Genomic DNA, 6,195 nt, shown 5'->3' on the forward strand with positions numbered 1-6,195 from the left:
AAAACGATATCAGTGGTTAGTGCGCGCATTTGTTCGTCTGATAATTCAACGCCGGGAACAATACCATAGGCATTAGCAAAACTAATTCCCGCATCCATCAAAGCTTGATACTGCTCTAAATCAGAATGGTAACCATGTAAATAGCGGTTGCCTGTTAAGCCAATAATTTGCTCTCGTATTAATTGCTGTTCGTAATAACCATCACCTAATCGTTTTTGTATCGCATTCGGGTCGGCATTTAAACGGCTTAACATGTAATCAGAGCTGAGCCATTTTTTGCGTTGAGTAAAACGCGGATCGCTTTCGACAATATAATTTTTGTCAGTCTCTTTGTTGATTATCCATAAGCTGTTATCTGGTAAAGTTAGATTTGGCTCATAAATTCTAATGGTGTTTGTTTGGATGGATGCAATTCATTATAAAGTAAAAGAAGATGGGGTTTATCGCAGTAAGGCTGTTTATACTGTACTTGCACTTAATTTATCAGGAAAAAAGGAAGTATTAGGCTTGTATTAATCTGAAAACGAAGGGGCTCATTTTTGGTTATCGGTGTTGACCGATTTACAAAACCGAGGATTAAATGACATTTTAATTGCTTGTGTCGATGGATTAGTTGGCTTTCCTGAAGCGATTAATACTATTTACCCACAAACAGAGGTTCAACTTTGTGTTATTCATCAAATCCGCCATTCAATTAAGTATGTTGCCTCTAAACATCACAAAGCATTTATGAGCGATTTGAAACTTGTTTACAAGGCGGCCTCTCGTGAAGCAGCAATTGATGCATTAGATGAACTTGAGAAAAAATGGGGCGATAAGTATCCAATCGTCATCCAATCATGGCGTCGTAAATGGGATAATTTATCGGCTTATTTCCGCTATCCTGAGCCTATTCGTAAGGTGATTTATACCACCAATGCTATTGAGTCAATTCATCGACAATTTCGCAAATTAACAAAGACAAAAAGCGGATTTCCTAATGAAAATAGCCTACTCAAGCTGCTGTATTTAGGGTTGCAAAATGCGGAGAAAAAATGGACAATGCCAATCCAAAATTGGAATTTAGCATTGTCACAATTGATGATATTTTTTCCTAATCGTCTTGATAAGGTAATCTCTTTGTGAATTAAGCTGACACAGAATTATGAACAGTCTCACTTCGTTTTGTAAAAATAATTCAGGAGTCTATACCGTTTGTTTTGTTTTTTTGTTTGGTTGGATTTGATTTTGGGTTATTGTTTAGTGTTTTGATATTAATGTTTTATTAGACTTTTGTTTTATTGGAATTATAGGATTTAGTGACGGTGTTAACCGTCACCTTTAACTTGCTAATATGTAAAATTCAAGATGGAATTAATCTAACTGGGCTGATAACGATTGTCTTTAATAATATAAGGCTCCGCTATTTCATTCCATACCACCTGAGCCATTTTTTGCCATTCGGTTGGATTACTCTGCTTTGCAATATAATCCCTTATTAATTTTACAGATTGGTTAAATTGTTCCTTGTCCAACTCGACAAAAGAATAAAACTTTAAGTATTCTCCTTCTTCCGATTTTATGATTTCATGTAATTTAGGATAGTTAGGTAAAAATACTGCATCTAGCAAATCACCAAAGGCATCCCAATAGCTTCCGTTTACATATGTTGATTTAAATTTATCTTCAATTTTTTCTATTGAATCATCCCGACTAAAAATTATAGATGCACCCATTGTATTACCTCATAATAAGGATTTTATTTTGTTGCGCTTTAGGCAAGGTTTTTACATAATCTAGAAAAATTTTTTGATTAACTGGGGTTAATACTCTAAAGTCAACTGGAACAAAATCAGCTTTTTTCAAATGATCCTGGATAACGATTTTCCCGTTACCTATGCTCATATTTTTTTCATAAAATTTATTTAAACCATCAATTTCCTTTTGTGACAATTTGTCAGTTGTATACATTGCATCAACAGTTTTACCTTTATTGGGACCTGAAGTAATAATAAAGTCTGGTGAAGAACCAGTTGTGGCTCCTTCAGGCGGCGTATAACGCTCCATTTTACCTAATACTGGCTCAAGCTGCGCTGCAGCGGCTGCTTCAGCGGGTTTTAATTTACCACTACCGCCTAAATCTGGCGTATTGAGACGGTTTTGTCCTTCAAGCGGTGTTTGATTGATTTTTACTTCATTCAATCCTTCACTATTTTTTATTATTTGTGGACTCGTCACTTTTCCAACCTGTAATAGCTTACTACCACCAAAAATTTTATTTATCTTAGGAAGCGTTATAGTTCCTGTAAGACCATGAAGCATTATCATGCTACCCATAGTCCTACCTGCCATCACTCTGGCTTGTTCGTCACTATAACCAAAACGCTTATAACTTTCTAAATACCCTTGATAGATAGCTCGTAATTGATTTGCCTCTGGTGTGTTTGACGTTCCATCTAATAATTGTTTTATTTCTAAATAGCCATTTTGGTGCTCTAATTTGTTATAATAATAATTTACATATGTTCTTAGCGCATCATAAGCTTTTTGGCGCTCTATATGACAACCTTCACTATTTACATCAACACAAGCTTCTAATAATGCATTTGTTGAGCTTTCATCTTTAATTCTAAGCTCCACTAACTTTTGCTTTTCGTCTTCAGTTAATAAACCTTCTTTTTCTTTATATTCTAAACCTACTTTATCTTGATGATCGGAAGAATTTAAATAGTTATTCTCAACCGCATTTTTCCCCGCAGCAATCCCCGTATTCACATCTTGGATATCTCCACCAGATGCTGCGATGGCAAGACCTGTAGCTAGTTGGGATAGTGCGCTGATTTTTTGTCGCTCTTCTTGCGATAACTCTGTTACTGCTTTATCCGGATATAAAATGCCCGCTATGACTTCAGCACTACGTTCACTCGCTGCTGCCCCTAAACCTCCCGCTAAGGCTGAGTTGCCTTGTAGCTCAGCAACTACTGCGCCCAGTATAGCATGGCTAATTGTGTTGGCGACGGTGTTTCCTTCTGTCTGTTGTTTGATTATGGTGGCTATCTTCGGTGCTAATGCCCCCGCAACAGCCCCTGTCATGTCGCCCGTGATTAGCCCATTAATAATGTTAACCGCCATTTCAACGCCTTGACGGGTGTCACTGCCCATCGCTGACATCCCTTCGTTCATCGCATCGTTGTAGGCCTTTTCATAGATTTTCTGTTCCTGCTCGTCGGTTAAAACGAGGCCTTGCTCTTTCGCTTTTTTCTGCTCTTCTTTTAGCTTTTTGTTCGCTGCAGATTCTGCGCTTATGCGGTCGATATGATTGAGCATGGTTAAGGTTTCACCGCCAATCTCACTCACTAAGCGTGTTTGGTCGATGATGTCTTGCTCTTTTTCTTTGCTAAAGATGTGTTTGAGCTCGTTACTCGCCTGCTCGGTATCTCTGCTTAAATCATCAATATCCTGTTGTTGTCCGTCCTTGTTGCGAATTATAATCGTGCCTTCTGATACCGCAGATTGCGTCGTCGAGTTTGCCTTCTCTGACTTGTTACGACTGGTTGGCATCGATGGCATGCCACTGGAGCTAATGCCAGCACTGCTGCTACTGACTTTGTAGTCCGCTTTGTTTTCGATATCACTAAAGCTTATTGTGCCCGTATCAAGGCGGTTTTTGCTCGGGTCTTCGGCTTCCGAGGAGATGACCGCCCCTTTTAGGTCGGTGTTGTTGCCTACCTTAATGTCAAAGCCACCTTTACCGGCAAAAATACCCGATTGGTCAGTAACACTTTGCCAGTTGCTGTCCATTTTAGTTTTACTCGCTGATGCATTGGCACTACCGCCTCCGCCCATTGAGATACTACCCCCTGCCGAGGCAGAAGTACTTTTAGAATGAAACTCATCGCTGTCTTGTTTTGATTCGATATTCAGGTCATGACCAATATCGGCAACCACCCTATCACCTTTAACTTGTCCTGCAATAATGTTAGCATCGTTCCCCGTTATGATTGTGAGCTTATTACCCGCTTCAACCACGCTTTCTGTCCAGTCGGTACCATTGCCTTTTTCTCGAGATTTACTATGGCTCGCATTGGCTGAGATATTAAAGCCATTTTTTTGTCCACCAAAGTTATAACCCACACCCACCGAGCCACTGCTGCTCTTTTCTTTCGTGTCAGTTTTGCTCGTGTTTTCTTGACCTACGATGTTAACATCATGGTTGGCTTTGAGCATCGCATCATGTCCTGCTGACACCTGACTGCCGATGATATTAATATCGCCGCTCTCTTTTTGTCCATTGCCCGTGGCTATAATACTGACATTATGACCCGCTGATATACCACTACTCACTACCGTATGTTGCTCTTGGTTTACCGTGCGCTTGGTTTTTTCACTACCCAAGCTAAGGTTAATTCCAATCGACGCCTCAGGTACCCCATTTTGTAAATTCGCACCTGTCTCTAACGCCGCATTACCCGCTTGTAGCCCCGCTTTGATATTCATTAACGCTTTGGTTTTTTCGTTAGTCTGTTTTTTGGCTTGCTCTCGGGTTTGATTAGCGTTGTACATATCACTAACCGTACCCGTTACCGCCACAGTAAGCCCTGATTTTTGGTGTTTATACTCTTCTTTATACGTCGTTTTGGCATCTAGTGCTTCAATGTTGACGTTTTCACCTTGCAGTTTGATATCACGCTGCGCAATGACTTCGCTGCCTTTGATGTTCACGTCTTTACCCGCTCGGATATTAACACTGCCATCTGTGCTACCCACCACACTGCCCAAAAAGGCTTGTTCGGTATTTGTCTGTTTTAAGGACTCTTTTTCTTTACCAACGGTAAACCCAATACCCCCACTGCTCATTAGTCCCGATTTTTTAGTTTTGGTTTCTTGTTTTCGGTAATATGACTCTTCTGCCGCATCAATGGTCACTTCCTTGCCGGCATTCAGCACCACATCATTGCTACCAATCACTTGGCTGCCCGTGACTTTGAGATTATTACCCGCACTGATACTCACGCTATCACCATACAGCTCACTGCCTTTTTGCGTGGTGTTATCTATTTCTGTGTGCGTTGTAGTGGTTGTTTTATTTAAAAACCCTTTACTTTTACTTTTGTGAAATTCATCTAATTCAAAATGCTCGGCCGATGAGCCTAATATAATGTCATTATCGGCTTGTAACCCAAGATGGTTGCCCGCAGTAATATCAACCGTTTTGGCATTAATGTCATTACCAGCAATAAGCATAACATTATTAGCGGCACTTATGCCTGTGCCAACCACACTTTTTTCATCCGTTTTTCGGTAGTCTTTTTTGACCCTAAAATCTAATTTCTCTTCAATATCTGCGGTATTAAATTTAATATCGTGACCCGCTTGTAACCAAGTATTACCGCTTTCACCATTATTAATAATCCATCCCGCTTTAGTATTGATATCATGACCCGCATCAATCACAACATTGCCATCATTTACCTGAATAATACTTGTTTGGTCTATATTGGTAGTTAAATTCCGCCCCCGAGTCTGTGTGCGGGTGCTTGATAATAAATTGATGTCATTATCTGCTGATAAATAAACCAGTTTATCGCCCACTAATTTGCCGTAATTGGTGATGTCGTTTTCCGCATTGATAGATACTCTACCACCATAAATAGTGCCTTTATTGGTGACATTATGCCCATCTAATAGTATGTCATTTTTGGCTTTAATTAAGCCATTACTATTAAGTTCATCCCCTTTAACAAACACGTTCTCGCCTGAGATTAATGCCCCATCAGTTCCCAACTGAGGACGGTTAACTACGTAAACTTGTGGCACTAATACCTCTTGCGTTTGACCACCTACCGTGATGGTCTTTTTCACTAATAAAACGATATCAGTGGTTAGTGCGCGCATTTGTTCGTCTGATAATTCAACGCCGGGAACAATACCATAGGCATTAGCAAAACTAATTCCCGCATCCATCAAAGCTTGATACTGCTCTAAATCAGAACGGTAACCATGTAAATAGCGGTTGCCTGTTAAGCCAATAATTTGCTCTCGTATTAATTGCTGTTCGTAATAACCATCACCTAATCGTTTTTGTATCGCATTCGGGTCGGCATTTAAACGGCTTAACATGTAATCAGAGCTGAGCCATTTTTTGCGTTGAGTAAAACGCGGATCGCTTTCGACAATATAATTTTTGTCAGTCTCTTTGTTGATTATCCATAAGCT

Annotated in this window: 3 protein-coding genes and 1 pseudogene; 1 reads left to right on the forward strand and 3 read right to left on the reverse strand. The window is 39.9% G+C overall.

The window, feature by feature from the left end:
* Positions 1-254, reverse strand: a 254-nt coding sequence (locus tag A9G42_RS06950) for an S-layer family protein (protein WP_143426121.1), incomplete at its 3' end; no start/stop codon positions are given.
* 142 nt (positions 255-396) lie between these two features.
* Here A9G42_RS06950 and A9G42_RS06955 point away from each other — a divergent pair.
* A pseudogene (locus A9G42_RS06955) lies at positions 397-1,125 on the forward strand (IS256 family transposase); the annotation flags it as partial.
* 233 nt (positions 1,126-1,358) lie between these two features.
* On the opposite strand, the gene A9G42_RS06960 reads toward A9G42_RS06955, so the two are convergent.
* Together A9G42_RS06960 and A9G42_RS06965 are read right to left on the reverse strand one after the other, a co-directional pair.
* Positions 1,359-1,715: a hypothetical protein gene (locus A9G42_RS06960; RefSeq protein WP_065642544.1), complete on the reverse strand. Its 357-nt coding sequence runs from the start codon at positions 1,713-1,715 to the stop codon at positions 1,359-1,361.
* Positions 1,716-1,719: 4 nt separating this feature from the next.
* The coding region (locus A9G42_RS06965) for a hemagglutinin repeat-containing protein (RefSeq protein WP_179854626.1) at positions 1,720-6,195 on the reverse strand (4,476 nt) is incomplete at its 5' end.

The organism is Gilliamella sp. Nev6-6, from assembly GCF_001690605.1.
Taxonomy (GTDB): domain Bacteria; phylum Pseudomonadota; class Gammaproteobacteria; order Enterobacterales; family Orbaceae; genus Gilliamella; species Gilliamella apicola_C.